Origin of the sequence: Trinickia sp., assembly GCF_035492435.1 — a bacterium.
Lineage (GTDB): Bacteria > Pseudomonadota > Gammaproteobacteria > Burkholderiales > Burkholderiaceae > Trinickia.
Map to the genome: position 1 here is coordinate 1 of NZ_DATJJF010000161.1, position 25,919 is coordinate 25,919.

A 25,919-nucleotide genomic window follows, 5' to 3' on the forward strand; every position below is an offset into this window, starting at 1 on the left:
GCGCGAATTTCGGCTATCCCGGCATTGCGCTGGCAACGTCGCAATGCTGCGCGTGGAACGAAACTACAGGCAGGTTAGGCTAACGTGCAAGGCCGGAGCCGGTGGAATTCGATGTCCTCAATCAGCGAAATCGAATCACCGATGTAGGGCGGGCAGAACGTGCTCGCAAACGGCGTAACCCGATGGACTAGGCCATCGAAGTCGGTTCTCAATATTCGCGTCCAGCCGGTGCGGCGGCGAGTCTCTTCCATTGGTCAAACCTATTTCCCGGCGGGCATGAAGTCAGTGTGCAGGAGATGGAGCAGCATGTTTCACGTGAAACACGCTGTTTATTCCACAGCGGGTAGGGTCGAGATGCAGGTGAAGCCGCTATAATTTCGCGCATCCACTTCTCGAAAAGGTCTGCGCACATGTGCTGTGCGCGGAATCCCCCATGCTTTATCCCACTGAATTCGACGTCATCGTGGTTGGTGGCGGCCACGCCGGCACCGAAGCGGCTTTGGCGTCTGCCCGAATGGGCGCGAAAACGCTGCTGCTGACGCATAACATCGAAACGCTGGGCCAAATGAGTTGCAACCCGTCGATTGGCGGTATCGGCAAGGGTCATTTGGTCAAGGAAGTCGATGCACTGGGTGGCGCCATGGCTGCCGCGACGGATGAGGGCGGTATTCAGTTTCGTATTCTGAATTCGTCGAAAGGGCCGGCAGTGCGTGCGACTCGGGCGCAGGCCGATCGGCTGCTCTACAAGCAGGCCATTCGGCGTCGCCTCGAAAACCAGGAAAATCTTTGGCTCTTTCAACAGGCCGTCGAAGATTTGATGGTCGAGGGTGACCGTGTCGTCGGTGCGGTGACTCAGGTCGGCATTCGCTTCCGCTCGCGTGCGGTGGTGTTGACTGCGGGTACGTTCCTCGACGGAAAGATTCACGTGGGCCTGAACAACTACACCGGTGGCCGCGCTGGCGATCCGGCTGCGGTCACACTGTCCGCGAGGCTCAAGGAGCTGCGACTTCCGCAAGGGCGGCTCAAAACGGGGACGCCGCCGCGCATCGACGGCCGCACGATCGATTTTTCGCAGTTGGAGGAGCAGCCGGGCGATCTCGATCCGATCCCTGTGTTCTCCTTTCTCGGTCGCGTCGAGCAGCATCCGCAGCAAGTGCCATGTTGGGTGACCCATACCAACGAGCGCACGCACGACATCATTCGCGGCGGCCTCGACAGGTCGCCCATGTACACAGGCGTCATCGAGGGGGTGGGGCCGCGTTACTGTCCGTCGATTGAGGACAAGATTCATCGATTCGCGTCCAAGACGTCGCATCAGATTTTTCTTGAACCAGAAGGTCTGACAACGAACGAGTATTACCCCAACGGTATCTCAACCAGCCTTCCGTTCGACGTTCAGCTTGAGCTCGTGCACTCGATGCGCGGACTCGAGAATGCCCACATCTTGCGTCCCGGTTACGCGATCGAGTACGACTACTTCGATCCACGAGGATTGAAGGCATCGCTTGAGACGAAGGCGATTCACGGTCTCTTTTTCGCGGGCCAGATCAATGGCACTACCGGGTATGAAGAAGCGGCGGCGCAAGGACTGTTGGCCGGCATCAACGCCGGTTGTCATGTACTGGGCAAAGAGCCGTGGTGCCCGAGGCGGGATCAGGCCTACCTCGGCGTGCTCGTCGACGATCTAGTGACGCGCGGCGTGTCAGAGCCGTATCGAATGTTCACGAGCCGGGCCGAATACCGTCTCAGCCTCCGCGAAGACAATGCCGATATGCGTCTGACCGAAGTGGGGCGGCAGCTTGGTGTCGTCGACGATGCCCGGTGGGATGCATTCAGTCGTAAGCGCGATGCTGTTTCACGTGAAACAGAGCGACTGCGGATGACTTGGGTGAATCCTAAGACGTTGCAAGCGGAGGAGGCGACAGCGTTGCTCGGCAAGCCCATCGATCATGAGTACAGCCTGGCAGAACTGCTTCGCCGGCCGGGTGTGACCTATGACGGCATTTGCGGATTGCGCGAAGGTACATGCGGCCCCACGGAGCCGCTCGCCGAAGATCCCGTGTTGCTTGCTCAGATCAAAGAACAGATCGAAATCGGCATCAAGTATCAGGGTTACATCGAGCGTCAGGCCGGTGAGATCGAGCGTAACGAGGCGAACGAGAACACGCGTTTGCCCGAGGGAATTGATTACGCGACGGTGCGGGGGCTTTCGTTCGAAGCGGGACAAAAGCTCAATCAGTTTCGCCCCGAAACGATCGGTCAGGCCTCGCGGATCTCAGGGATCACGCCTGCCACCATCTCGCTGCTCATGGTCCACTTGAAGAAGGGACTCGGCCGGCGCACGGCGTCTGCAACGAACGACGATGGCGGCCCGGATGCCGCTCTGGCTGCGCAATGACGGCGCCGCGCACCCAGATGCGACAAACGTTCGACCGAGACACGCTTGATGAGCTGTTGCGCTCGGGAGCGGCTGAACTCGGCGTTGTTTTGTCTGATAAGCAGTGCGGCCAGCTGCTCGACTATGTGGCGTTGCTCGCGAAGTGGAATTCCGTCTACAACCTGACGGCGATCCGCGATCCGCGCCAGATGCTGATTCAGCACATACTCGATTCGCTTTCGATCGTGCCGCATGTCGCTGCTCGGGAGTGCACGTCGATTCTCGACGTCGGCTCGGGCGGGGGCTTGCCCGGTGTCGTGCTCGCTGTCGTCTCGCCCGAGACGGCAGTGACGCTCAACGATATCGTGCAGAAAAAGACGGCATTTCAGGCGCAGGTCAGGGCGGAATTGAAGCTCGCCAATCTGTCCGTGGTGACAGGGCGGGTGGAAACGCTGCGGCCGGGCATTGAAGTACAGGAAAAATTTGACGTTATCGTGTCTCGCGCATTCGCAGAGCTCTCCGATTTCGTTACACTCTCGCGGCATTTGGTCAGTGACCGTGGCGCAATCTGGGCAATGAAGGGTGTGAGGCCCGACGCCGAGACAGCCCGGTTGCCGTCGAATGCACGCGTTGCACAGGTCATCCAGCTGACGGTGCCTTTGCTCGATGCCGAGCGGCACTTGGTCGAAGTCAGGCTTAACGGCGACGCGCCCAGCGATGTGACATAGCAAGAACATCGCAGGACTCTCATGGAACGCGGTAATGTACCCGCGTTCCATGTGTAACAGACATTATTCAGACATACCCTCAGGATCGAGCAAACGATGGCAAAAATCTTCTGCGTCGCGAATCAGAAAGGCGGCGTCGGCAAGACGACGACAACAGTCAACCTCGCCGCGAGTCTCGCTTCGCAGGGGCAGCGCGTATTGCTCATCGATCTCGATCCGCAGGGCAATGCGACGATGGGCAGCGGCGTCAATAAAGCGGAATGCGAGAACACCGTCTACGAAGTGCTCGTCGACGGGGTGTCCGTTGCCGAAGCGCGTGTGAAACCGGAGGTCGTCGGCTATGACGTATTGGCGGCGAACCGGGAACTCGCCGGGGCCGAGGTCGAACTCGTCGATGTAGAGAACCGGGAGCGACAGCTCAAGGATGCGCTGGCTCATGTCGGGCATGAATACGATTTCGTGTTGATCGACTGCCCGCCTGCGCTTTCACTTTTGACGCTGAACGGGCTCTGTGCCGCGCATGGGGTCGTGATTCCGATGCAGTGCGAGTACTTCGCGCTCGAAGGGCTATCGGATCTCGTCAACACGATCAAGCAGGTGCATGCGAACCTGAATCGTGATCTGCAGGTGATCGGCCTGTTGCGGGTCATGTTCGACCCGCGGATCACGTTGCAGCAGCAGGTGTCCGAACAACTGAAGGAGCATTTCGGCGACAAGGTGTTCGATGCCGTGATCCCGCGCAATGTGAGGCTTGCAGAGGCACCCAGCTATGGCTTGCCGGGTGTCGTGTTCGATCGGTCGTCGCGCGGCGCGCAGGCTTACGTTCAGTTCGGTGCGGAAATGATCGAGCGCGTGCGCGCGCTCTGACCCGAGGCATGTCATCCACGCGGACCGAGGAAGCGAAATGAGTGCGGTAGCGAAGAAAAAAGGATTGGGACGGGGTCTGGAGGCGCTGCTGGGTGGAAGCGCTGACATCACAGCTGCGGTGAAGAGCAACGGCGACCCAAGCGTTTTGCCGCTCGGCAAATTGCAGGCGGGCAAGTATCAGCCGCGCACGCGCATGGACGAGGGCAGCTTGCAAGAACTGGCCGCCAGCATTCGCGCACAGGGTTTGATGCAACCGATTCTGGTTCGACCTGTTTCCGCGGAGAAGTACGAAATCATCGCAGGCGAGCGGCGCTTTAGGGCCGCGCACCTAGCCGGGCTCGGGGAAGTGCCTGTGCTCGTCAAGAATGTGCCCGATCAGGCGGCCGCCGCCATGGCGCTGATCGAGAACATCCAACGCGAGGATCTGAATCCGCTGGAAGAGGCACAGGGCATTCAACGGCTGCTCGATGAGTTCAACTTTACTCATGAGCAGGCCGCCGAATCCGTCGGCCGTTCGCGCAGCGCCGTGTCCAATCTGCTGCGGTTGCTCAACCTTGCCGCACCGGTGCAGACCATGCTGCTTGCGGGCGATCTCGACATGGGGCACGCACGTGCCTTGCTCGCAGTGGACGCCGCGACGCAGATCACGCTTGCCAATCAGGTCGTGAACAAGCGCATGTCGGTGCGTGAGACCGAACGTCTTGTTGTCGCGACGACGAAGGCCACGCCAACGGCCAAAGCGCGCGCCAATGGTGACGATGGGGGGCAGGATACTCGGCGGCTTGAAGAGGAGCTGTCCGATTTGCTTGCGGCTGCGGTCAAGATCAAGATGGGGCGGCGCGGGCGAGGGCAGCTGCAGATCGACTTTGGCGACCTCGATGCGCTCGACGGCATCCTCGCGCGCTTGCGAAGCGGATCCGTGTGAGGCTCGCCGGATCCGGTTCTTTATTCGGTCAACCCCAGCCCGTTTATGACCGCCGCTGAAAAGGCGGGCCGCAGCTTGTTGCGCCGATGCATCTCGCTTCTCGGCGGCGAGCCGGTGCTTTCGGCTCTTGTGGTTGCACTTATCGCCACTCAATGGCGGCATCCTCGCGCGTGGACCGATTTGCCGCGTCTTGTCGATTGGCCGACTGTCATGACGCTTGCCGGTCTGTTGATCTTGACGAAAGCGGTCGAGCTCTCAGGCGTTCTGATGTGGCTGTCGCATCGGGTGGTGCACCGCGTACGTTCAGAGCGCACACTCGCGATGTTGTTGATCGGTCTCGCGGCTGCACTTTCGATGATCGTGACGAACGACGTCGCGCTTTTTGTTGTGGTGCCTCTCGTCTTGTCGCTCGACAAGCTCACCCCGTTGCCGGTCAAGCGGCTTGCAATCTTCCTGGCCCTTGCGGTCAATGCGGGATCCGTGCTGACGCCGCTGGGCAATCCCCAGAACCTGTTCTTATGGCAAACGAGCGGAGTGTCGTTTGGCCGCTTCGTCATCGCGCTCTTTCCGCTTTGCGCGGTGCTGATGGCGATGCTGTACGGACTCGCGGCCTGCGCGTTCGCGCCCAAGCCGCTCGATCTGTCGCGCGATGCGGTGAGTCAGCCCGTTGACCGGCCTTTTGCTGTGGCTGCGGCAATTCTTTTCGTGGCCTTTGTGCTGCTTGCGGACGCGCACCATCCCGGCATCGGGCTCGCTGCCATTGGATTCGGTTTTCTCATCTGGCGACGTGATGCCGTGCTCAGAATTGACTGGGCGCTGCTTCTCATTTTCGCGCTGATGTTCATCGTCCTGCGCAGCGTTGCCGCACTGCCGGCGATTCGCGAGGCGATAGCAGCGCTGGACCTTTCCACGCCGCTGCGTGCGTACGTGGCAGCGGGGGTGCTCTCGCAAGGCATCAGCAATGTGCCCGCAGCGATCATGCTCGCTGAGTTCACCCGAGATTGGCGTGCCCTCGCGTTCGGTGTCAGCATCGGCGGCTTCGGCATCGCCATAGGGTCGCTCGCAAACCTGATTGCCGTGCGTCTCGTAAAAAAACGTGGGATCTGGATGGCCTTTCACCTCGTGTCGATACCGTTTTGGATCGTGGGCGGTGCGCTCGGCGCATGGCTGCTGTCGGTTTCTTCTTGAGGCTCGTCGGGAGGCGTTTGTCGCGCGCCCGTTGAAAGCTATTCGAAAACGAGTGAGGGGCCATAGGCAAAGCACATCAAGGCGCACTTTCCTAGTGGCTAAAGTCTTGAATCACTTGCAACTATCGCTTACAATCGCCCCGATTTATCAGCTAGGCAGCCCCGTAAGCGTGGCGAAAGCACGCGATGCAAGTGGTGGGTCGAAAAAGTTCTTTGCGGAAATGACGGCGATGGCGCATCAAGAGCCCAAAAAGCAGCAAGAGGCACGCGCGCCCGAGTCCGCACCCACTGACGGCAGCGTCGGTCACGCCCCGAAGTTTGACGAGGCGTGGGATGCCGAGCAACAAGACTTTAATACCGTTCCGCTCACGCGGGCCGAGGCCGAGAAGCTGTTCGGTCCGAAGGTGAGTCGTCCATCGCGCGTCACGCCGTTTAAGGTGGTGAAGGCGCAAATGGTTTTGTCCCTGGTCGCGACGTTCGTTTGGTGGCTGTTTTACAAGCCGCGGGGCGATGCTGCGCTATCGGCTTTCCTGGGTGGAGCGGTATGTTGGGTGCCAAGTGCGTTGTTCGCAGCACGGTTGAAGACGGCGGGCGCATCCGCAACCATCCTGACCTGGATGGCCGGGGAGGCGCTGAAGATGGGGGTGACGGTTGCGATGCTGGTTGCGATCGGCGCGTGGTATCACAACGTGCTGTGGCTGCCGCTCATCGTCACCTATCTCATCGCGCTGAAAACCTACTGGCTAGCGCTCGCTTGGCACTGATGCGGCACTGAAGGATGAAGATGGGTTGATGCAGGCGTCGCGCGCCGCAGGCGAGCGAGACTGCGTTGGGCCTCGGGGCTGGCGCGTGCCGGCACAAACAAGATTTACGACAAATTGGGTGGCATTAACGATATGGCAACTAGCGAAGGCACGCGCGTCGAAGACCCGTCCGAGTACATCGCGCACCATTTGCAGAACTTCTCCACTGCGCACCAGACATCGATCTTCGATATCCATGTCTGGAATATCGATACGCTTTTCTGGTCGATCGTGTGCGGTCTCGTGACGATCATCGTGCTGCATCTCGCGGCACGCAAGGCGACCCCTGGCGTGCCGGGGCGTTTCCAGTGCGCGGTCGAGATGCTCGTGGAAATGGTTGAGGATCAATCGAAGTCGGTCATCCACGGGAGCCGCGTTTTCATTGCTCCGCTCGCGTTGACGGTCTTCGTCTGGGTGGCGCTGATGAACTCGCTCGACTTCATCCCCGTCGACCTGCCCGGCCGCGTCATCGGCTGGCTTGGCCTGTCGGGCGTGATCCCTCACCACCGGATCGTGCCGACGGCCGATCTGAATGGCACGATCGGCATCGCGCTTGGCGTTTTCCTCTTGATGATCTACTACAACTTGAAGATCAAAGGGGCCGGCGGCTTCCTGCACGAACTGCTGTCCGCTCCGTTCGGTGGCCATCCGCTCCTCTGGATCCCGAACCTGGCGCTGAACATCATCGAGTTCGCCGCCAAGACGGTTTCGCTCGGCATGCGGCTTTTCGGCAACATGTACGCGGGTGAATTGCTGTTCCTGCTCATCGCATTGCTCGGCAGCCTCTGGAACTTCGGCGCGGACACGACGGTGCTCGGCTTCGTCGCCCACGTGATTGCCGGCAGCGTTTGGGCGATCTTCCACATCCTGATCGTTTTGCTGCAGGCGTTCATCTTCATGATGCTGACGCTCGTGTATATCGGTCAGGCGCACGACAAGCACTAAGCGAAGGCGTGCAAGAAGCAGATTCGTTTTCGTTCCTCTAAATCCAGTTTCAAAAGTCTTTTAACAAGGAGTCATCATGCAAGCTTTCATCGCCAACATCCAGGGTCTGACGGCTGTCGGTATCGGCATCATTATCGGCCTGGGTGCAATCGGTGCCTGTATCGGTATCGGCCTGATGGGCGGCAAGTACATCGAAGCCTGCGCCCGTCAACCCGAACTGATGAACCCGCTGCAGACCAAGATGTTCCTCCTGGCTGGTCTGATCGACGCGGCGTTCCTGATCGGTGTCGGTGTGGCAATGCTGTTTGCGTTCGCGAACCCGCTGCTCGCAAGGCTCACCGCCTAAGGTTTTTCGGGGGAGTGTGCGCCGCGGCTGGAAAAGCGCGAGCGCGCAGGGGCGAAACGAATCTTGAGGCGCTGATCGATCGCAAAGTCGATGAGCGCCTTACCGTTTCACTTTCCGGATTAGCAACGTTTAAGGAAACACCGTGAATTTAAACGCAACCCTGTTTGCGCAAATGGTCGTCTTCCTGATCCTCGCGTGGTTCACGATGAAGTTCGTGTGGCCGCCGCTGATCAACGCGCTCGACGAGCGTGCGAAGAAGATCGCAGACGGCCTCGCGGCGGCCGAAAAGGGCAAGAACGAGCTCGAGGCTGCGCACAAGCGCGTCGATCAGGAATTGGCTCAGGCGCGTAATCAAGGCCAGCAGCGCATCGCCGACGCCGAGAAGCGCGCCCTTGCCGTAGCCGAGGAAATCAAGGCCAACGCGCAGGCCGAGGCTGCACGCATCATTGCGCAGGCCAAGGCCGATGCCGACCAGCAGGTCGTGAAGGCCCGCGAGACGCTGCGCGGTGAAGTGGCTGCGCTCGCTGTGAAGGGTGCCGAACAGATCCTGAAGCGCGAGATCGACCAGTCGGCGCATGCCCAACTGCTCAATCAACTGAAAGCCGAGTTCTGATCATGGCCGAACTTGCAACCATCGCCCGCCCCTACGCGGAAGCGCTCTTTGGCGTCGCCGAAGGCGGCGACGTCGCTGCTTGGTCCGCTCTCCTGCAGGAGCTGGCACAGGTTGCGCTTCTGCCGGAAGTGCTGTCGGTCGCCACGAGTCCCAAAGTGACTCACGAGCAAGTCGTCGAGCTGCTGCTCGCCGCGACGAAGTCGCCCCAGGCGCCGGAAGCGAAGAACTTCGTACAGATGCTCGTCGAGAATCATCGGCTGGCCCTCCTGCCCGAAATCGCCAAGCAGTTCGAAGAACTGAAAAATGCTCGCGAAGGCGCTGCTGATGCGCTGATCACGAGCGCATTTCCGCTCGAAGGTCAGCAGCTCGCCGATCTCGTCGCTGGTCTTGAGCTCAAGTTCAAGTGCAAACTGAAGCCGACGGTCAAGATCGACCCGACGCTCATCGGCGGCGTGAGCGTGACAGTGGGCGACGAGGTACTCGACGGCTCGGTGCGTGCGCGCCTCGCCAGCATGCAGACTGCGCTGACGGCCTGAGCGACGCGAGTAGACACGGCGCCGCTCGGCACGCAACAGAATTAAACATCAGGAGCGAAAAATGCAACTCAATCCCTCTGAGATCAGCGAGCTGATCAAGAGCCGGATCCAGGGTCTTGAAGCGAGCACGGACGTTCGCAATCAGGGCACCGTGATCTCCGTGACGGACGGCATCGTGCGCATTCACGGCCTGTCCGACGTGATGCAAGGCGAAATGCTCGAGTTTCCGGGCAACACGTTCGGTCTCGCGCTGAACCTCGAGCGCGACTCGGTCGGCGCCGTGATTCTCGGCGAATACGAGCACATTTCCGAAGGCGACATCGTCAAGACGACGGGCCGCATTCTCGAAGTGCCGGTTGGTCCGGAGCTGGTTGGCCGCGTCGTTGACACGCTCGGCAACCCGATCGACGGCAAGGGCCCGGTCAATGCGAAGATGAGCGACGCGATCGAAAAGATCGCCCCGGGCGTGATCTGGCGTAAATCGGTGTCGCAGCCGGTGCAGACTGGCGTGAAGTCGATCGACGCGATGGTGCCGATCGGGCGCGGCCAGCGTGAGCTCATCATCGGCGACCGCCAGACCGGCAAGACCGCCGTGGCGATCGACACGATCATCAACCAGAAGGGCAAAGACCTCATCTGTATCTACGTCGCGATCGGCCAGAAGGCTTCGTCGATCATGAACGTCGTGCGCAAGCTCGAAGAGACGGGCGCGCTCGAGTACACGATCGTCGTTGCCGCGTCGGCTTCCGAATCGGCCGCGATGCAGTACCTCGCGCCGTACGCCGGCTGCACGATGGGCGAGTACTTCCGCGACCGCGGCCAAGACGCCCTCATCGTCTATGACGACTTGACGAAGCAGGCCTGGGCCTACCGTCAGGTTTCGCTGCTGCTGCGCCGTCCGCCGGGCCGCGAAGCCTATCCTGGTGACGTGTTCTATCTGCACTCGCGTCTGCTCGAGCGTGCAGCCCGCGTCTCGGAAGAGTACGTCGAGCAGTTCACGAAGGGCGAGGTGAAGGGCAAGAGCGGTTCGCTGACGGCTCTGCCGATCATCGAGACGCAAGCGGGCGACGTGACGGCCTTCGTGCCGACGAACGTGATCTCGATCACGGATGGCCAGATCTTCCTGGAAACGGACCTTTTCAACGCTGGCGTGCGTCCCGCTATCAACGCGGGTATTTCGGTGTCGCGCGTTGGCGGCGCCGCTCAGACGAAGGTCGTCAAGAAGCTTTCGGGCGGTATCCGTACCGACCTCGCGCAGTACCGTGAGCTCGCAGCATTCGCACAGTTCGCATCGGATCTCGACGAAGTCACGCGCAAGCAGCTCGAGCGTGGTCGCCGCGTGACGGAACTGCTCAAGCAGCCGCAGTTCCAGCCGTTGCAGGTTTGGGAGTTGGCCGTGGCACTGTTCGCCGCGAACAACGGCTACCTCGACGACATCGACGTCAAGGAAGTGCTGGCGTTCGAGAAGGGTGCCCGCGAGTACCTGAAAGCGAGCCATGCCGACCTCGTCAAGCGCATCGAAGACACGAAGGACTTGTCGAAGGACGACGAGGGCGCGCTGCACGCCGCTCTGAAGGACTTCAAGAAGTCGGGTGCTTATTGATCCACGAGGCATGATGACCTTGAAGCCGCGTGCATTCGCCAATAGCTGGCGGGGTGCGCGGCTTCGATCAAGGAGCAAGCAATGGCTGGAATGAAGGAAATCCGCGGCAAGATCAAGAGCGTGCAGAACACGCGCAAGATCACGAAGGCGATGGAAATGGTGGCCGCGTCGAAGATGCGCCGCGCGCAGGAGCGCATGCGCACCGCCCGCCCGTACGCCGAGAAAGTCCGTGATATCGCTGCACACATGAGCCGCGCCAATCCCGAGTATCGGCATCCGTTCATGGTGCCGAACGAGGGCGCGAAGGCGGCCGGGATGATTCTCGTCACGACCGACAAGGGGCTCTGCGGCGGTCTTAATACGAACGTGCTGCGTGCGACGGTGCAGAAGTTCAAGGAGCTCGAGCAGAAGAACCAGACTGTCGAGGCTACGGCTATCGGCAGCAAAGGCTTCGGCTTCTTGAACCGGTTCGGTGCGAAAGTCATTTCGCATGTCGTGCAACTTGGCGACACGCCGCATCTCGAGAAGCTGATCGGCGCGGTGAAGGTGCAGCTCGATCTGTACTCGGAAGGCAAGCTCTCTGCGGTGTACCTGGCCTATACCCGCTTCATCAACTCGATGAAGCAAGAGCCTGTCATCGAGCAGCTGCTGCCGCTGTCGCCCGAGCACTTCAAGAGTGACGACGCAACGCCGAGCTCCGCATGGGACTACATCTACGAGCCCGATCCTCAGGCCGTGGTTGACGACCTGCTCGTGCGTTATATCGAGGCGCTCGTGTACCAGGCTGTGGCCGAGAACATGGCATCCGAGCAATCGGCGCGCATGGTCGCGATGAAGGCCGCATCGGATAACGCAAAGACGGTTATCAGCGAGTTGCAGCTTTCGTACAACAAGAGCCGTCAAGCTGCGATCACGAAGGAAATTTCGGAAATCGTCGGTGGCGCTGCCGCGGTGTGATCAACCCGCCACGGTAAGCGTCTGAACCGCGCGTCTTGCGCGAGCGAAGAATTGAGTATTTAAAGGAAAAGCGATGAGTACTACTGCTTTGGTGGAAGGCAAAATCGTACAGTGCATCGGCGCGGTCATCGACGTGGAATTTCCGCGTGAGGAATTGCCGAAGGTGTACGACGCCCTCGTTCTCGAAGGGTCGGAATTGACGCTCGAGGTGCAACAGCAACTCGGCGACGGTGTTGTGCGTACCATTTGCCTCGGCTCAGCTGACGGTCTGCGGCGCGGCGTCGTGGTGAAGAATACGGGCAAGCCGATCAGCGTGCCGGTCGGCAAGCCGACGCTCGGCCGCATCATGGACGTCCTGGGCCGCCCGATTGACGAGGCGGGCCCGATTGAAAGCGAGCAACTTCGCTCGATCCACCAGAAAGCGCCGGCGTTCAACGAACTGTCGCCGTCGACGGAGCTGCTCGAAACGGGCATCAAGGTGATCGACTTGGTCTGTCCGTTCGCGAAGGGCGGCAAGGTGGGCCTCTTCGGCGGTGCCGGCGTCGGCAAGACCGTCAACATGATGGAGCTCATCAACAACATCGCGAAGGAGCACGGCGGTTATTCCGTGTTCGCGGGCGTGGGCGAGCGTACCCGTGAAGGGAACGACTTCTACCACGAAATGAAAGACTCGAACGTGCTCGACAAAGTCGCGCTCGTCTACGGTCAGATGAACGAGCCGCCTGGCAACCGTCTGCGCGTGGCACTGACGGGCCTCACGATGGCCGAGTACTTCCGCGACGAAGGTCGCGACGTGCTGTTCTTCGTCGATAACATCTACCGCTTCACGCTCGCCGGCACGGAAGTGTCCGCGCTGCTCGGCCGGATGCCGTCGGCAGTGGGCTATCAGCCGACGCTCGCGGAAGAGATGGGCAAGCTGCAGGAGCGCATCACGTCGACGAAGAAGGGTTCGATTACGTCGGTGCAGGCCGTGTACGTGCCCGCGGACGACTTGACCGACCCGTCGCCGGCCACGACCTTCGGCCACCTCGACGCGACGGTCGTGCTTTCGCGTGACATCGCCTCGCTCGGTATCTACCCGGCCGTGGACCCGCTTGATTCGACGTCGCGTCAGATCGACCCGAACGTCATCGGCGAGGAGCACTACACGGTGACGCGTCGCGTGCAGCAAACGCTGCAGCGCTACAAGGAACTGCGCGACATCATCGCGATTCTCGGCATGGACGAGCTGTCGCCGGAAGACAAGCTGTCGGTTGCGCGTGCACGCAAGATCCAGCGCTTCCTGTCGCAGCCGTTCCACGTCGCTGAAGTGTTCACGGGCGCGCCGGGCAAGTACGTATCGCTCAAGGAGACGATCCGCGGCTTCAAGATGATCGTCGACGGTGAATGCGATCATCTGCCGGAGCAGGCGTTCTACATGGTCGGCACGATCGACGAGGCCTTCGAGAAGGCCAAGAAGATGCAGTAAAGGTCGGGTGTAACGCGCCGGCCGCTGTCCGGCGGCGGGTCGTATTGCCGGTGTTCTTCTTCGGATGAGCATCGGTTTCGGCCCCGTTCGGCGCTCAGTAGGGCTGTTGCCGGTACAACCGTGCAGCGGCCCGATACGCTCAACCAGCCTTGCATGGGGCCCGAGTAAGCGCTAAAGCGCTAACTCAGGCCGACAGCCTTGCATGGGGCTCGAGTAAGCGCTAAAGCGCTAACTCAGGCCGACAGCCTTGCATGGGGCTCGAGTAAGCGCTAAAGCGCTAACTCAGGCCGACAGGAGTCGATATGGCAACCATCAAAGTAGACGTCGTCAGCGCGGAAGAGCAGATCTTTTCCGGTCAGGCGAAGTTCGTCGCCTTGCCGGGTGAGGCCGGCGAGCTAGGCATTCTGCCGGGCCATACCCCGCTGATTACGCGGATTCGGCCAGGCGCTGTGCGCATCGAGGACGAGAACGGCGGCGAGGAGTTTGTCTTCGTTGCCGGTGGCATTCTCGAAGTGCAGCCGGGTGCCGTGACGGTACTCGCTGATACCGCAATTCGCGGCAAGGATCTCGACGAGGCAAAGGCCGACCAAGCGCGCAAGCGTGCCGAAGAGGCGATGCAGAACTCCGGTTCGAATCTTGAGTACGCCACCGCCCAAGCGGAGCTCGCGTACGCTGTCGCTCAACTGGCCGCGATCCAGCGCCTGCGTAAAAATCGCGGGCACTGAGCTGAGCGGGCACGCTGCGCAAAGGCGCCCCACGACGGGCGCCACGCAGCGCGGCCACGCTCCTCCAAATGCCGTCCAGCTTTTGGCTGGACGGCATTTCGTTTTTCGACTGCGGGTATCCTTCACCCGGAATGAGGGCCGAACGGGGCATTTAGCCGAGCGTGCAGGCCCACCGAATGCTTCCGCTCGCTGATCCTGTGAGCTTACTTGCACGCCAATCGGGAAACGGTGTGTTGGCGAAGGCCGTGACCCAGAACGTGCAGGTCTTTTGAGTTATTCGATGAATGGTACAACGAGGCCCACGTATCGCGCAGACTCTAACCAGACGAACGGATTGAGCGAAGCGGAGGTTTGACGTTTGTCGCGGTAGATCGCGCTCAGGGTGTCGGACACCGTTCGCTGGCGTCAAGGACGCTCGAGGAACGAAAAAAAAGCGGGCCAGCGGCCCGCTAAAAACCACACGCTACGGGGTTAGCGCGAGGAGACCAATGAAGGAACGAACAGGCACGAAGCTAGTCGCCTGCAACGATTCCAACAAAGATGTTCCAAAATCGGGAATGAATACCGATTTTCGAACCACGGCGCCGATTTCAAATTAGTGCAGTGGGCAACATCTGTGTTGAAACCGTTGAAGGGCATTGTGGGGGAATTAGACCGACAACGCGGTAACAAAGTGTTTCAGGATGTAACGCATGTCCGGATTGGCTTTGCGGTAGGGCTTTCCGATTTTATTGAGTGACAAGTTGATTTTTCCGGTTGTGAAAGGCGGACGAAATCGTTGTGACCCAATCTAAATAAAATGCCACTCAAAATGGCAATTCCTTATTAAATCAATCGTGGCGTGATAATCGCTCGCTCAGCGGCGCTGATGCCTTTCGCTGGTAGCTGGCGATGGTTCACCTAGGCTAATGAACACTCGTCCGTGCTCACGCATCGCTCAATTCGATTGCCCACGGATTCGTCCGGGCGGCCGCGATTGGTTGTTGATCGCATGTGCGGCAAGCCTCTGCCTCACAGGACTCTCCGAGGAAGGCGATGTCGACCGGACGAGGGCTACACGAACTGCACGGAACCGCTGTTGACGCCTGCGGTTGCCATTGCCGGGTGGCGATTCCGCCAAGGACACCTCGCACGGTCCTTCGTACAAAAGGAACCTTGCCCGCGTCCGGTAGAATGGTCGCTTCCATCTTTTGCTGTTCACAGAACCGTGGCTGCCACTTTTCTTAACGATACGTTCTTGCGCGCGCTGCTGCGCCAGCCAACCGAGTACACGCCAATCTGGCTGATGCGGCAGGCGGGCCGTTACCTTCCCGAGTACAACGCGACACGCGAGCGAGCGGGCAGCTTCCTGGGGCTTGCAAAAAACCCGGAGTACGCAACCGAGGTTACGCTTCAGCCGCTCGAGCGCTATCCGCTCGATGCAGCGATCCTCTTTTCGGACATCCTGACCATTCCCGATGCAATGGGGCTCGGCCTTTCGTTTGCAGCCGGCGAGGGCCCGCGTTTCGCGCGGCCCGTGCGCAACGAGGCCGATGTCGCACGTCTCGCGGTGCCTGATATTGGCGCTACCCTCGGCTATGTCACCGATGCGGTCCGCGAGATCAGGCGTGCACTGACCGACGGCCAAGGGCGTCAGCGCGTGCCGTTGATCGGTTTTTCCGGGAGCCCGTGGACTCTCGCATGCTATATGGTCGAGGGCGGCGGATCGGACGATTTCAGGACGGTGAAGAGCATGCTCTACACGCGTCCCGATCTCATGCACCGCATCCTCGAGATCAACGCGCAAGCGGTGACTGCTTACCTCAACGCGCAGATTGAGGCGGGCGCCCAGGCCGTGATGATCTTCGATACATGGGGCGGCGCGCTGGCCGACGGAGCCTTCCAGCAGTTCTCGCTTGACTACATCGAGCGAGTGGCCCGCGGCGTGAAGCGCGAGCACGACGGCGCGCGCGTTCCGCTCATCACCTTTACGAAGGGGGGCGGCCAGTGGCTCGAAGCGGTCGCGGCGACCGGCGTCGATGCCGTCGGCGTCGACTGGACGGTCGATCTCTCTCGCGCTCGCGAACGCGTCGGCTCTCATGTGGCTTTGCAGGGCAACCTGGATCCAACTGTTCTTTTCGCGCCGCCTGCGACCATTCGCGCCGAAGCGCGCGCGGTGCTAGAGCGTTTCGGCAATCACCCCGGGCACGTTTTCAATCTCGGACACGGCATCTCGCAGTTCACGCCGCCGGAGCACGTTGCCGAGCTTGTCGATGAGGTTCACCGTGCGAGCCGCGTTATTCGCGCAGCCACGGGCGGGACTCAAAGCTGACCGAAATCGTGTTTCATGTTGCGACGCAATCAACGGGCCGCTTGTGCTACAAGCAAGGCCACAAAAATGAGGCCGTCGCAGCAGGGTTTCGGGCTTGTCAAGACTTGACTTATGCACATTCTTCACGTTGCGGTGCGGTAAAGGCGGTTGCGGTTGACGATGGTCGACAAACGATGTAGCAGATCGCTGCTGGCCTTGTTTGACAAGGCTTTGCGGGGTGCCGGGCGATATGTGGGTTCACCCACGTAAGCCTGTCGCCACGCCGTTTGGTGGCTTTTCGAAGGGCACTTTTCAACAAAGTTATCCACAGGTGCGACTTCGCGCCCGGCCATGTCTAGAGAGATTGTGCACTTGGCGACGGACCAGACGTATCGCTTCCACTTTGCCCCGGTCCTGCGCCGGTCGCGGCGTCTGCCGCGTGCATCTTTGCCGCTGGCGTCGCGCGCATGACCCACCTCATCGTTCGCGTTGCGCTTGATCATCCGTTGCCGACGTTGTTCGACTATCGCTGCGATCCCGCACTCGGACCCACGCCAGGGATGCTCGTGTGCGTGCCGTTTGGCAAGCGGCAAGTCGTCGGTCTCATCTGGGACGTGACGCAGGTGAGTAGTGTGCCGGAGGATCGGCTGCGCGATATTGCGCTCATCTGCGACGCGATCGGGCCGCTCACTCCCGAATGGCGAGAACTCGTTGCGTTTGCCGCAGACTACTATCAGCGAGCCCGCGGCGAAGTTGCCTTGCCCGCTTTGCCTCAGGCGCTGCGCGATTCGGCACGTTGGGGGCGGCTTTTCCGAAGAGAGAACGTGTTTCGCCTCACCGCTCTAGGGCGTGTGGCGCTGCCGGGTGCCCTGCCGCCGCGTGCGAGTGCGCTCAGACGGCTTGCCGCGGCGCTTGCAGGAAGCGCCGCGCTCGATGTTGTCGATGCGCGCGCGCTGCATGCCAAAGCGAGCTCGACACTTGCCGATTGGCAGGCGCAAGGCTGGGTCGAAAGCATCGAATTAGATCGCGCCGACGCAGCGGCTGCGCCCGGCGAACTCGCCGTCGATGTGCCGGCAGACAATCAAACCGGCGCCCACGGCGGACCTGACGGCGATGCTGGCCGGATCCACTTGTCAGCATGCACAGCCGCATCGAATTCGACCTTGCAGCCGGCGACGGCAACGCGCGCGGCGCAGCCTGTGCTCACGGATGAACAGGCGCAAGCCCTCGACGCCATTCGAGCCGCACGAGGTTTCGCCCCCTTCTTGCTGCACGGGGTCACAGGCAGTGGCAAAACCGAGGTGTATCTGCGGGCAATCGATGCGCTCTTCGCCGAGCGTCCCGATGCACAAGCGCTCGTGCTCGTGCCTGAGATCAATTTGACGCCGCAGTTCGAAGCGGCTTTCCGCAGGCGCTTCGCCACGCTGCATAGTGCGTCGCCGATCGTCACACTGCACAGTGCCATGGCCGACGGCGAGCGTGCGCGCAACTGGTTGGCAGCGCATCGCGGAGAGGCTCGCATCGTGCTCGGCACGCGTCTCGCGGTGCTGGCTTCGCTGCCTCGCCTTGCGCTTGTCATCGTTGATGAGGAGCACGAGCCCGCCTACAAGCAGCAAGAAGGGCTTCGTTACTCCGCCCGCGATTTGGCAGTATGGCGCGCGAAACAGCTCGCGATTCCGGTCGTGCTCGGCTCTGCCACGCCGTCGCTGGAGAGCTGGTGGCAATCGAGCCAGGGCCGTTATGGCAAATTGACGCTCACGCGCCGTGCGGTGGCCGAGGCAGCGTTGCCGAGTGTGCGAATGATCGATCTCGAGGAGGAGCGGCGACGCGGGCGAGCGAGCGTCGAGGGGGTGTCGGGGCCGCTCGCGGCGGCACTCAAGTCCAGGCTCGAGCGCGGCGAGCAGAGCCTCGTGTTCCTGAACCGGCGCGGCTACGCGCCCGTGCTGTCATGTGACGCTTGTGGCTGGGTTGCCGGCTGTCCGCGCTGCAGTGCATACGTCGTACTGCACAAGCCTGAGCGCGCGTTGCGCTGCCATCACTGCGGCTGGGAGACTCGCATACCGCGAGCGTGTGCGGACTGCGGCAACGTCGATATCGCACCGCTCGGGCGCGGTACGCAGCGCGTCGAGGAAACGCTGGCCGCGCTCGTGCCGGGCGCACGCATTCTGCGCATCGACGCTGACAGCACGCGCCGCAAGGGCAGTGCAGAGGCGCTTTTCTCGGATGTGCACGCGGGCGAAGTCGACATTCTGGTCGGCACGCAGATGATCGCGAAAGGGCACGACTTCAGGCGAGTCTCCCTTGTCGGCGTGCTGAACGCCGACGCCGCGCTTTTTTCGCATGACTTTCGCGCCGGTGAGCGGCTTTTTGCGCAACTCATGCAAGTCAGCGGCCGGGCCGGTCGCGCGGGGCTGCCCGGCGAAGTGCTGGTGCAGACGCGCTACGCGAGCCATGCGCTATATCAAGCGCTGGCTCGGCATGACTATGTCGGCTTTGCCGACGCGACGCTTGCGGAACGGCGCGACGCGCGTTTGCCGCCGTTCGTTTATCAGGCGCTGCTGCGTGCCGAGGCACGCACGCTCGAGGCGGCGCTCGCCTTTCTGCAAGCGGCTTGTGCTGCACTCACGGATATCGCGTCGGCGGAACGCGTCACCGTCTACGATCCCGTGCCGATGACGATCGTCAAGGTCGCCAATGTCCATCGCGCTCAGCTGCTGGTGGAAAGTGCATCGCGCGCCGCGCTGCTCGCGACGCTGCGCGCGTGGCAGCCCGTGCTGCACGGGCTCAAAGGCGTGCTGCGTTGGAATCTCGAAGTGGATCCGCTCGACATCTGATCTGCGTGAGAAGGCGCGCGGCGTAACGCCGGCTCAGCTTATACGCCGGCTATTGCGCTGCGAAAGGCCTGGTCATGTCGTGTAGCGATAGCGAGTCGCCGGGCCTGCCGATGGCATGCGCTGGCGGCGCTGGCGGCTTTGCTTGCGGGTTTGATTTGCGGCGCGGGGCGTAGGCAGACTGTGCCTGTTGCCATGCTCATGAGCGATGATCGGCCGCGGCGGTCCCTTTCGCTTCGACTTGGGCCTGCGCTTGTCGCCGCTCTTTGCGCGAGCGCGCCATGGCGATAGCGCGGTTGCGTGTGGACGAGGCGCCGCGCACGAAAAGCACCAGACACACGATCGCCACGACCCAGATCCCGCCGATGACCAACCACTTCTCCATTTTTCACGCTCCTCGAATGCCTTCTCCGTGCGGTGGGGCAGCGCTTATTTCGCTTGTCGGTCAATCGGCAGACGTCAAAACTCTCCCCCAAGATGTCGCCCGGGATTTGCGGCTGACAGAGATTATTCGCTTCGGCGTCGGCTGACAATCGCTGAATGAATGCCGGGATTCCATTTCACGCTCCTGAAATGCCGCTCTCCGTGCGGTGGGGCGCTTATTTCGCTCATAGGCCAACGTCACTTTCGACGAAAATGTCGCCGACACTAATGAAGGTGAATGAACGCCAAAGAAAATTCTCAATGTTGGGCGCTGGTGCACAAAAAAAGTCGCAGCCTAGGGAAAATCCCAAGCCAAAAAGCGTGCGCGCGATTCGCCAAAATTCGCCGGAATCCGTTGTCGGGAAAGGCTTTCAATGGGGTGCAACCATCCTGAGTTAATCGGTTGCACCTTTTAAATTGTAAGCGTACGATGCGACCAACTTTTCGGTCGAACGCCGGTGCGTGACCGGCACGGAAGAAACATGGCTAGCACGACTCTTGGCGTCAAAGTCGACGACCTTCTGCGCACCCGGCTAAAAGAGGCTGCCGCACGGCTCGATCGCACTCCCCACTGGCTTATCAAACAAGCCATCTTCGCGTACCTCGAGAAAATCGAGCACGGGCAGATGCCGCAGGAGCTCTCGGGCACCAGCGCAGCAGCTGGTCTCTCGGATCTGAAGGCCCCGTACCAAGACGAAGAGAGCGCCCCGCACCCGTTCCTCGAGTTTGCGCAGACCGTGCAGCCACAGTCGGTGTTGCGCGCGGAAATTACTGCGGCTTACCGCCGTCCGGAACCGGAATGCGTGCCGGTGCTGATGGGCGAAGCCCGGATGCCAGTGGCGCTCGCGGCCGACGTGCGCAAGATGGCCGCGCGTCTTGTCGAGACGCTGCGCGTGAAACGCACGGGCGGCGGCGTCGAAGGGCTCATCCAGGAATTTTCGCTGTCGAGCCAGGAAGGCGTGGCGCTCATGTGTCTTGCCGAGGCGCTGCTCCGCATTCCCGATCGCGCGACGCGCGACGCGCTGATCCGCGACAAGATCAGCAAAGGCGATTGGAAGTCGCACGTCGGTCACGCGCCGTCCCTGTTCGTGAACGCCGCGACGTGGGGCCTCATGATCACAGGCAAGCTCGTCGCGACCAACAGCGAGGCGGGGCTGTCCTCGGCGCTTGCGCGACTCATCGGCAAAGGCGGAGAGCCGCTCATCCGCAAGGGCGTCGATATCGCGATGCGCCTCATGGGCGAGCAGTTCGTCACCGGCGAAACGATCTCGGAGGCACTCGCGAACAGCCGTAAGTTCGAGGCGCGCGGCTTTCGCTACTCGTACGACATGCTAGGGGAGGCGGCCCTCACCGAGGAGGACGCGCAGCGCTACTACGCCTCGTACGAGCAAGCCATTCATGCGATCGGCAAGGCAGCGGGCGGGCGGGGCATCTACGAGGGGCCCGGCATTTCGATCAAGCTCTCGGCGCTGCACCCGCGCTACTCGCGTGCGCAGCAGGAGCGCACGATGAACGAACTGCTGCCGCGCGTGCGAGCGCTTGCACTCCTCGCACGCCGCTACGATGTCGGCCTCAATATCGACGCCGAAGAAGCCGATCGACTCGAGCTTTCGCTCGATCTGCTCGAAGCGTTGTGCTTCGATCCCGAGCTCGCGGGCTGGAACGGCATCGGGTTTGTCGTGCAGGCATATCAGAAGCGCTGTCCCTATGTCATCGACTATGTCGTCGATCTCGCGCGCCGCAGCCGGCACCGTGTCATGGTTCGACTCGTGAAAGGCGCGTACTGGGACAGCGAAATCAAGCGCGCTCAGCTCGACGGCCTCGAAGGCTATCCCGTCTACACGCGCAAGCTGTACACGGACGTGTCATACCTCGCATGTGCCAAGCGTCTGCTCGCTGCGCCCGATGCGGTCTATCCGCAGTTCGCGACGCACAATGCGCACACGCTCTCGGCCATCTACCACCTGGCTGGTCAGAACTACTACCCCGGACAGTACGAGTTCCAATGCCTGCACGGCATGGGCGAGCCGCTTTACGAGGAAGTGACGGGGCGCGACAAACTCAACCGGCCTTGCCGCATCTATGCGCCTGTCGGTACGCATGAGACGCTGCTTGCTTACCTCGTGCGGCGTCTGCTCGAAAACGGCGCGAACACTTCGTTCGTCAACCGCATCGCCGACGAATCCGTGCCGGTCGAGGCGCTCGTCGGCGATCCGGTCGAGGAGGCCGCGACGATCACCCCGCTTGGCGCGCCGCATCCGAAAATTCCGCTGCCACGCGACCTTTACGGTGCCGAGCGCGCCAACTCGATCGGGCTTGACCTTGCGAACGAACATCGCCTCGCGTCGCTTTCGTCGGCTTTGCTGGCGAGCTCACACCAGGGGTGGCGTGCGGCGCCAATGCTGGGCGAAGGCGCGCCGATTGTCGGTGCGCTCGGCCGTGAAGTGCTGAATCCGGCAGATCGGCGCGATATCGTCGGCACGGTTGTCGAAGCGACGCGCGAGGACGTCGACGCGGCACTCGCCGATGCCGTGGCGGCGGCTCCCATTTGGCAATCGACGCCGGTGGAGGCGCGCGCCGAGTGCCTCGCGCGTGCCGCCGATCTGCTGGAAGCGCAGATGCACACGCTGATGGGCTTGATCGTGCGCGAGGCGGGCAAATCGTTGCCGAACGCCATCTCGGAGATCCGCGAAGCGGTCGACTTTTTGCGCTACTACGCAGCGCAGATCCGCAGCGAGTTTTCGAACGACACGCACAGGCCGCTCGGCCCCGTTGTCTGTATCAGTCCGTGGAACTTCCCGCTCGCGATCTTCATGGGGCAGGTGGCCGCGGCGCTGGCCGCCGGCAACACCGTGCTCGCGAAACCTGCCGAGCAGACGCCGCTCATTGCTGCCGAGGCCGTGCGCCTGCTGCGCGAGGCCGGCGTGCCGCCAGGCGCCGTGCAGCTTTTACCCGGCGACGGCGAAACGGTCGGCGCGGCGCTCGTTGCCGATGCCCGCATTCGCGGCGTCATGTTCACGGGCTCGACGGACGTCGCGCGCCTCATCAACCAGACGCTCGCCAACCGCCTCGATGCTGACGGCCATCCGATACCGCTGATCGCCGAGACGGGCGGACAAAACGCGATGATCGTCGATTCTTCGGCGCTCGCCGAACAAGTCGTTGCGGACGTCATGCAGTCCGCATTCGACTCGGCCGGACAGCGCTGCTCGGCTTTGCGCGTGCTCTGCGTGCAGGAGGAAGTGGCCGAGCGAACGCTCGAGATGCTCAAAGGGGCGATGCGCGAGCTCTCACTCGGCAATCCGGATCGCCTGTCGACCGATGTCGGCCCCGTCATCGACAGCGACGCAAAGCGAACCATCGACGCGCACGTCGCCGCCATGAGCGAGAAGGGACGCTCGGTGACACAGCTGCCGCTTCCGGAGGTGTGCGCGCAAGGCACGTTCGTTGCACCGACGCTGATAGAAATCGAAGGGATCGCTGAGCTCGAACGCGAAGTGTTTGGCCCTGTGCTGCACGTTGTGCGGTTTGCCCGCAGCGGGCTGGACCAGTTGCTTGAAGAGGTTCGCACGACCGGCTACGGACTCACCCTCGGCATACATACGCGTATCGACGAGACGATCGCCCACGTGGTCGGCCGCGCACATGTCGGCAACATCTACGTCAACCGCAACGTCATCGGTGCCGTTGTCGGAGTGCAGCCGTTCGGTGGAGAGGGTCTGTCGGGCACGGGGCCGAAAGCGGGGGGGCCGCTCTATCTGCAGCGCCTGCTCGCCAAGCGCCCTCCGGGCCTGCCGAAGTCGCTCGCGGATGCACTCGTTGCCGAAGCGGAGGCGCCGGCTGCCAAGTATGGCGACGATGCAACAGGCGGCGCGATGCCGCCGCCGCGTGCCGCCCTCACCGCGCTGCGCGATTGGTTGATCGAGGAGCGTGAGCCCGCTCTAGCGGCACGCTGTGACGGTTACTTGTCGAGCTTGCCCGCCTCCAACGCTGCCACGTTGCCTGGGCCGACAGGGGAGCGCAATACGTATGTCTTAAGCGCCCGCGGCGCGGTATGCTGCATGCCTTCGACGGCGAGCGGCGCGCGTGCGCAGCTTGCGGCCGTGCTGGCGACAGGCAACCGCGCGCTCTTCGCGGGCGCCGCAGGAGAAGCACTCGTTGCCGCGCTGCCGCCCGAGCTCACGCGTTGGGCGAGCGTGCGCACGAGCGCGGATGCGCCGTTCGAAGCGGTGCTCTTCGAAGGCGACAGCGACGAGCTGCACGTGCTCGTGAAGGAAATCGCGAAGCGGCCCGGCCCGATCGTCTCGGTGCAGGGCCTGGCGACGAATGCGCTTGCCAACGGCGACGAAGACTATGCGCTGGAGCGCCTACTGACCGAACGATCGATCAGCGTGAACACGGCGGCAGCGGGAGGCAATGCGAACTTAATGACGATCGGCTGAGTGCTCCTTGGCCGTTGGTCGCAAAGCGGAAGCGGCATGGCGGGAGACCCTGGGCCGCTCGACATCACCGTGGTACCTAGGAGAAGCTATGCAAACTAAAACGAAACAGCTGGCGGGTGCAACGCTGGTTGCCGTAATGTCGCTGGTAGGGACCGCACGCGCGCAGCAGCAGCCAGTGGACGACGTGAAGATCGGCTTTGCCGGACCGTTGACGGGGGCGCAGGCGCACTACGGGAAGGATTTCCAAAACGGCGTCGTTTTGGCAGTCGAAGAGATGAATGCGACGAAGCCCATGATCGGGGGCAAGCCAGTTCAATTCGTGCTCGATTCGGCTGACGATCAGGCCGACCCACGCACCGGTACGACGGTCGCACAAAAGCTCGTCGACGACGGCATCAAGGGCATGCTCGGCCACTTCAACTCGGGTACGACGATTCCAGCTTCACGCATCTACGCAAACGCGGGCATCCCGCAAATTGCCATGGCGACGGCGCCTGAATATACGGAGCAAGGCTTCAAGACAGCCTTCCGCATGATGACCTCCGACACGCAGCAAGGATCGGTGGCCGGCACATTTGCGGCAAAGACCCTCCGCATGAAGAAGATCGCGGTCATTGACGACCGCACGGCCTACGGCCAAGGTCTTGCCGACCAATTCGTGAAGGCGGCGAAAGCGGGCGGCGCGACCATCATCGAGCGCGAGTACACGAATGACAAGGCCGTCGACTTCAAGGCGATTTTGACCAAGCTGAAGGGCCGCAACCCGGATCTCATCTATTACGGCGGTGCCGACTCTCAGGCGGCCCCCATGGTCAAGCAGATGAAGCAGCTTGGCATCAAGGCGCCGCTGATGGGCGGAGAAATGGTGCACACGCCGTCATTCCTGAAGATTGGCGGCCCAGCGGCCGAAGGTACGATTGCTTCACTGGCGGGACTGCCGCTCGACCAGATGCCGGGTGGCAAGGACTACGCCGAGAAGTACAAGAAGCGCTTCGGCACGGACGTCGAAACGTATTCGCCCTATGCCTACGACGGCGCGAATGCGATGTTCGCGGCGATGAAAAAAGCCAATTCGACCGATCCGGCCAAGTATCTGCCGGTGCTCGCGCAGACCAACATGACGACGGCCGTTACGACGAGCCTCCTCGCCTATGACTCGCATGGTGATCTGAAGCAAGGCGGCATCACCATCTACAAGGTGGTGGGCGGCCAATGGCAGCCGTTGCAGAGCATTGGCGGGAAGTAATCGGTCAGCGATTTACTCGGTGACGCATCGCTGCGGCTTATTCGCTGCGGCGTGCGTCATGTAATCGCGACGCGCGGCGCGCTATCCCTCAGCGACCCACTGCGGCACAAGCTCGAAGAGATCCCCCACGAGGCCATAGTCGGCCACGCCGAAGATCGGTGCTTCGGGATCTTTGTTGATCGCGACGATGACCTTCGAATCCTTCATGCCGGCCAGGTGCTGAATCGCGCCCGAGATGCCGACCGCCACATACAGCTGCGGTGCGACGATCTTGCCCGTCTGGCCAACCTGATAATCGTTCGGCACATAGCCTGCGTCCACTGCCGCGCGCGAGGCGCCGAGCGCCGCGCCGAGCTTGTCCGCGAGCGGCACGAGCACGCTCTGGTACTGCTCGCCGCTGCCGAGCCCGCGTCCGCCCGATACGACGATGTTCGCGCCCGTCAATTCCGGCCGGTCCAGCTTCGTTACCTCGCGGCTCACGAATTGCGAGATGCCGCGATCGGACGCCGCCTCGATCGGCTCGATCGGCGCGTTGCCCCCCTCGGCCGCCACGGCGTCAAAGCCCGTCGCGCGCACCGTGATCACCTTGATCGGATCGCTCGATTGC

The 25,919-nt window shown here is 61.8% G+C and carries 20 protein-coding genes; 18 read left to right on the forward strand and 2 right to left on the reverse strand.

Going from position 1 to position 25,919, the window contains the following annotated elements; genetic code table 11:
- Positions 1-433: 433 nt before the first annotated feature.
- The 16 genes from mnmG (at position 434) to VL598_RS12035 (ending at position 19,204) form a co-directional block, all read left to right on the forward strand.
- Positions 434-2,398, forward strand: coding sequence for a tRNA uridine-5-carboxymethylaminomethyl(34) synthesis enzyme MnmG (mnmG, locus tag VL598_RS11960; RefSeq protein WP_325326935.1), 1,965 nt, complete (start codon positions 434-436; stop codon positions 2,396-2,398).
- Positions 2,395-3,105 carry a 16S rRNA (guanine(527)-N(7))-methyltransferase RsmG gene (rsmG, locus tag VL598_RS11965; RefSeq protein ID WP_414718709.1) on the forward strand — a complete coding sequence of 237 codons (711 nt, stop codon included), beginning with the start codon at positions 2,395-2,397 and terminating at the stop codon, positions 3,103-3,105. Before mnmG ends, rsmG begins: the two co-directional genes overlap by 4 nt.
- Before the next feature lie 96 nt (positions 3,106-3,201).
- Positions 3,202-3,972 carry a ParA family protein gene (locus VL598_RS11970; protein ID WP_325326937.1) on the forward strand — a complete coding sequence of 257 codons (771 nt, stop codon included), beginning with the start codon at positions 3,202-3,204 and terminating at the stop codon, positions 3,970-3,972.
- Between the two features lie 37 nt (positions 3,973-4,009).
- The gene (locus VL598_RS11975; protein ID WP_325326938.1) at positions 4,010-4,897 is read left to right on the forward strand and encodes a ParB/RepB/Spo0J family partition protein; all 888 of its coding nucleotides are present in this window, start codon (positions 4,010-4,012) and stop codon (positions 4,895-4,897) included.
- A 45-nt stretch (positions 4,898-4,942) separates the two neighbouring features.
- A complete protein-coding gene (locus tag VL598_RS11980; RefSeq protein WP_325326939.1) occupies positions 4,943-6,085 on the forward strand; it encodes an SLC13 family permease in 1,143 nt (380 codons plus the stop codon).
- A 220-nt stretch (positions 6,086-6,305) separates the two neighbouring features.
- Positions 6,306-6,848 (forward strand): ATP synthase subunit I, encoded by a 543-nt coding sequence (locus VL598_RS11985; protein WP_325326954.1) that lies wholly within the window; start codon positions 6,306-6,308, stop codon positions 6,846-6,848.
- 132 nt (positions 6,849-6,980) lie between these two features.
- Positions 6,981-7,832, forward strand: coding sequence for a F0F1 ATP synthase subunit A (gene atpB, locus VL598_RS11990; protein WP_325326940.1), 852 nt, complete (start codon positions 6,981-6,983; stop codon positions 7,830-7,832).
- A gap of 76 nt (positions 7,833-7,908) precedes the next feature.
- Positions 7,909-8,178 (forward strand): F0F1 ATP synthase subunit C, encoded by a 270-nt coding sequence (atpE, locus tag VL598_RS11995; RefSeq protein ID WP_325326941.1) that lies wholly within the window; start codon positions 7,909-7,911, stop codon positions 8,176-8,178.
- Between the two features lie 142 nt (positions 8,179-8,320).
- The gene (locus VL598_RS12000; protein WP_325326942.1) at positions 8,321-8,791 is read left to right on the forward strand and encodes a F0F1 ATP synthase subunit B; all 471 of its coding nucleotides are present in this window, start codon (positions 8,321-8,323) and stop codon (positions 8,789-8,791) included.
- A 2-nt stretch (positions 8,792-8,793) separates the two neighbouring features.
- Positions 8,794-9,327 (forward strand): F0F1 ATP synthase subunit delta, encoded by a 534-nt coding sequence (locus VL598_RS12005; protein WP_325326943.1) that lies wholly within the window; start codon positions 8,794-8,796, stop codon positions 9,325-9,327.
- A gap of 61 nt (positions 9,328-9,388) precedes the next feature.
- Positions 9,389-10,930, forward strand: coding sequence for a F0F1 ATP synthase subunit alpha (atpA, locus tag VL598_RS12010; RefSeq protein ID WP_325326944.1), 1,542 nt, complete (start codon positions 9,389-9,391; stop codon positions 10,928-10,930).
- 81 nt (positions 10,931-11,011) lie between these two features.
- The gene (gene atpG / locus VL598_RS12015; RefSeq protein WP_325326945.1) at positions 11,012-11,887 is read left to right on the forward strand and encodes a F0F1 ATP synthase subunit gamma; all 876 of its coding nucleotides are present in this window, start codon (positions 11,012-11,014) and stop codon (positions 11,885-11,887) included.
- A gap of 73 nt (positions 11,888-11,960) precedes the next feature.
- On the forward strand, positions 11,961-13,355 hold the full coding sequence (gene atpD, locus VL598_RS12020) for a F0F1 ATP synthase subunit beta (protein WP_325326946.1): 1,395 nt from the start codon (positions 11,961-11,963) through the stop codon (positions 13,353-13,355).
- A 302-nt stretch (positions 13,356-13,657) separates the two neighbouring features.
- Positions 13,658-14,080, forward strand: a complete 423-nt coding sequence (locus VL598_RS12025) for a F0F1 ATP synthase subunit epsilon (RefSeq protein ID WP_325326947.1) — start codon at positions 13,658-13,660, stop codon at positions 14,078-14,080.
- Positions 14,081-15,287: 1,207 nt separating this feature from the next.
- Positions 15,288-16,391 carry a uroporphyrinogen decarboxylase gene (gene hemE, locus VL598_RS12030; RefSeq protein ID WP_325326948.1) on the forward strand — a complete coding sequence of 368 codons (1,104 nt, stop codon included), beginning with the start codon at positions 15,288-15,290 and terminating at the stop codon, positions 16,389-16,391.
- 446 nt (positions 16,392-16,837) lie between these two features.
- Positions 16,838-19,204 carry a primosomal protein N' gene (locus tag VL598_RS12035; protein ID WP_325326949.1) on the forward strand — a complete coding sequence of 789 codons (2,367 nt, stop codon included), beginning with the start codon at positions 16,838-16,840 and terminating at the stop codon, positions 19,202-19,204.
- Between the two features lie 196 nt (positions 19,205-19,400).
- On the opposite strand, the gene VL598_RS12040 is transcribed toward VL598_RS12035, so the two are convergent.
- Positions 19,401-19,586: a hypothetical protein gene (locus tag VL598_RS12040; protein WP_325326950.1), complete on the reverse strand. Its 186-nt coding sequence runs from the start codon at positions 19,584-19,586 to the stop codon at positions 19,401-19,403.
- A 520-nt stretch (positions 19,587-20,106) separates the two neighbouring features.
- On the opposite strand from VL598_RS12040, the gene putA reads away from it, so the two are divergent.
- Both putA and VL598_RS12050 read left to right on the forward strand, forming a co-directional pair.
- Entirely contained in the window at positions 20,107-24,066 is a 3,960-nt protein-coding gene (gene putA, locus VL598_RS12045; protein ID WP_325326951.1) for a trifunctional transcriptional regulator/proline dehydrogenase/L-glutamate gamma-semialdehyde dehydrogenase, read from the forward strand.
- Positions 24,067-24,154: 88 nt separating this feature from the next.
- Positions 24,155-25,312 carry a branched-chain amino acid ABC transporter substrate-binding protein gene (locus tag VL598_RS12050; RefSeq protein WP_325326952.1) on the forward strand — a complete coding sequence of 386 codons (1,158 nt, stop codon included), beginning with the start codon at positions 24,155-24,157 and terminating at the stop codon, positions 25,310-25,312.
- 81 nt (positions 25,313-25,393) lie between these two features.
- Here the strand turns inward: VL598_RS12050 and VL598_RS12055 are convergent.
- Positions 25,394-25,919 (reverse strand): electron transfer flavoprotein subunit alpha/FixB family protein (locus VL598_RS12055; RefSeq protein ID WP_325326953.1); only part of this gene is annotated, 526 nt, incomplete at its 5' end.

What these genes read in the sequence shown, in the direction of transcription:
- mnmG (WP_325326935.1), top strand. Translation starts at nt 434, where the DNA reads ATGCTTTATCCCACTGAATTCGACGTCATCGTGGTTGGTGGCGGCCAC.
- rsmG (WP_414718709.1), top strand. Translation starts at nt 2,395, where the DNA reads ATGACGGCGCCGCGCACCCAGATGCGACAAACGTTCGACCGAGACACG.
- VL598_RS11970 (WP_325326937.1), top strand. Translation starts at nt 3,202, where the DNA reads ATGGCAAAAATCTTCTGCGTCGCGAATCAGAAAGGCGGCGTCGGCAAG.
- VL598_RS11975 (WP_325326938.1), top strand. Translation starts at nt 4,010, where the DNA reads ATGAGTGCGGTAGCGAAGAAAAAAGGATTGGGACGGGGTCTGGAGGCG.
- VL598_RS11980 (WP_325326939.1), top strand. Translation starts at nt 4,943, where the DNA reads ATGACCGCCGCTGAAAAGGCGGGCCGCAGCTTGTTGCGCCGATGCATC.
- VL598_RS11985 (WP_325326954.1), top strand. Translation starts at nt 6,306, where the DNA reads ATGACGGCGATGGCGCATCAAGAGCCCAAAAAGCAGCAAGAGGCACGC.
- atpB (WP_325326940.1), top strand. Translation starts at nt 6,981, where the DNA reads ATGGCAACTAGCGAAGGCACGCGCGTCGAAGACCCGTCCGAGTACATC.
- atpE (WP_325326941.1), top strand. Translation starts at nt 7,909, where the DNA reads ATGCAAGCTTTCATCGCCAACATCCAGGGTCTGACGGCTGTCGGTATC.
- VL598_RS12005 (WP_325326943.1), top strand. Translation starts at nt 8,794, where the DNA reads ATGGCCGAACTTGCAACCATCGCCCGCCCCTACGCGGAAGCGCTCTTT.
- atpA (WP_325326944.1), top strand. Translation starts at nt 9,389, where the DNA reads ATGCAACTCAATCCCTCTGAGATCAGCGAGCTGATCAAGAGCCGGATC.
- atpG (WP_325326945.1), top strand. Translation starts at nt 11,012, where the DNA reads ATGGCTGGAATGAAGGAAATCCGCGGCAAGATCAAGAGCGTGCAGAAC.
- atpD (WP_325326946.1), top strand. Translation starts at nt 11,961, where the DNA reads ATGAGTACTACTGCTTTGGTGGAAGGCAAAATCGTACAGTGCATCGGC.
- VL598_RS12025 (WP_325326947.1), top strand. Translation starts at nt 13,658, where the DNA reads ATGGCAACCATCAAAGTAGACGTCGTCAGCGCGGAAGAGCAGATCTTT.
- VL598_RS12035 (WP_325326949.1), top strand. Translation starts at nt 16,838, where the DNA reads ATGACCCACCTCATCGTTCGCGTTGCGCTTGATCATCCGTTGCCGACG.
- VL598_RS12040 (WP_325326950.1), bottom strand. Translation starts at nt 19,586, where the DNA reads ATGGAGAAGTGGTTGGTCATCGGCGGGATCTGGGTCGTGGCGATCGTG.
- putA (WP_325326951.1), top strand. Translation starts at nt 20,107, where the DNA reads ATGGCTAGCACGACTCTTGGCGTCAAAGTCGACGACCTTCTGCGCACC.
- VL598_RS12050 (WP_325326952.1), top strand. Translation starts at nt 24,155, where the DNA reads ATGCAAACTAAAACGAAACAGCTGGCGGGTGCAACGCTGGTTGCCGTA.